A 1616-nucleotide genomic window follows, 5' to 3' on the forward strand; every position below is an offset into this window, starting at 1 on the left:
CCGCCGAGGGGGTTGGCCTCGGCCGGGTTCTTCTTGAGGATGCGCAGGTTCAGCTGGTTGGGCCACCAGACGTTGTTGGCAGAACCCGTGGTGGGGTGCGGCTGGCCGGCGGGGTGCGCCGCGCCGGCGCCGGCGCCGTGCACGACGGGGCATCCGCCGGCCTTCGCTGCCTGCTCAGCGTGTGCCTTGTCGGTGTCGGTGACGGTGACGGACTGGTCGATGTCGGTCGCGTCGGCGCCGATCTCGGAAATCGTGTCGTCGGTCATGGGGGTCCTTCCAATTGCGGGTTCGGGATGAAAGCGAGTCAGGGAGATCAGGCGGCGGCGCAGGAGTCGCAGCGACCCCAGAACGTCACCTCGGCGGAGGTGACCGCGAAACCGTGGGTCTCGGAGGGGTGCATGCAGGGGGCATGGCCCACCGTGCAGTCCACGTCCTCGATGCGCCCGCACGATGTGCAGACGAGGTGGTGGTGGTTGTCGGCCACGCGCAGCTCGAAGAGCATCGGCCGCCCCGCGGGCTCGATACGGCGCACCAGTCCGGCATCGGCGAAGTCGCCGAGGGCGTTGTAGACCGACTGCTTGCTCGTGCGCGGGGCTACCGGCGCGACTCGCGCGAAGACGTCGTCGGCGCTCGCGTGCGGCTGGCCGGCGAGCGCGTCGTAGACCGCGCGGCGGGAGTCGGTGAGGCGCAGTCCGGCGGCGCGGATCGCGTCCGCGGCATCCGGAGTACTCTGCTGCGTCATGTCTTCATTCTAGCGTTGTTTTGAATCATCCAAAACACGCGTAAAGGCGTCAGCCGGCGATGAGGCGGGGGGTGCCGCTTTCGTACTCGGTGAGATCGCCGGTCTCGCCCAGGCGCTGCGCGCGGCCGCCGACGACGAGCATGTACACGAGGAAGACGGCGAGCGCTGCCGCCCCGATGCCGATCTTCAGGGGCCAGGGCCACGGCTGTGCGGTGACGAACCCCTCGATCAGTCCCGAGAGCGCAAGGGCGAACACCAGCCCGATGGCCACCGTCGCCAGCGACCGTCCCGCTGCAGCGACGGCCTCGCCCCTCCCCCGCCTGCCGGGGGCGACCCACGCCCAGAAGATGTGGAGCCCTGCCGCGCCGGCGACGAAGATGCTCGTCAGCTCCAGCAGTCCGTGCGGCGCGATGTGGAGGAGGAACACGTCGCCCCGGTCGAAGGCGAAGAGCACCGCCGCTGCCGTGCCGACCCCGACGGCGTTCTGCACCAGCACCATGACCGGCCACAATCCCGTGATGCCGAAGAGCACGCACTGCGCGGCGATCCAGGCGTTGTTGGTCCAGACCGTGCCCGCGAACACTGCCGCCGGATTCTCGCTGTAGTACTGCGTGAAGTCGTTCTCGGCGTACTGCTGCAACTGGGCCTGGCTGCCCATCGACGCCAGCGCCGCGGGGTCCCGCGCCACCCAGGCCGCCACCAGCGCGGCGACCGCGACGAACCCGATCGCGATCACGAGAGTCGTGTAGCGCAGACGGTAGAGGGCAGCGGGCAGCTGGCGCAGGAAGAACCGGGGCATCTGACGCAGCACGTTGTCGGGTGTGCCGGTCAGCCGCAGTCGGGCCCGCGAGAGCAGGGTCGAGAGGTAGTCGCC

The 1616-nt window shown here is 69.9% G+C and carries 2 protein-coding genes and 1 pseudogene; all 3 read right to left on the reverse strand.

What is annotated here, in order from left to right; translation table 11 throughout:
- Positions 1 to 266: pseudogene (locus tag NQ160_RS23535) on the reverse strand (catalase/peroxidase HPI); the annotation flags it as partial.
- A gap of 47 nt (positions 267 to 313) precedes the next feature.
- On the reverse strand, positions 314 to 742 hold the full coding sequence (locus tag NQ160_RS23540; RefSeq protein WP_257517419.1) for a Fur family transcriptional regulator: 429 nt from the start codon (positions 740 to 742) through the stop codon (positions 314 to 316).
- Positions 743 to 791: 49 nt separating this feature from the next.
- A partial coding sequence (locus tag NQ160_RS23545; protein WP_257517420.1) for a stage II sporulation protein M occupies positions 792 to 1616 on the reverse strand: 825 nt, incomplete at its 5' end.

The sequence above is a fragment of the Microbacterium sp. zg.Y909 genome, from assembly GCF_024626565.1.

What these genes read in the sequence shown, in the direction of transcription:
- NQ160_RS23540 (WP_257517419.1), bottom strand. Translation starts at nt 742, where the DNA reads ATGACGCAGCAGAGTACTCCGGATGCCGCGGACGCGATCCGCGCCGCC.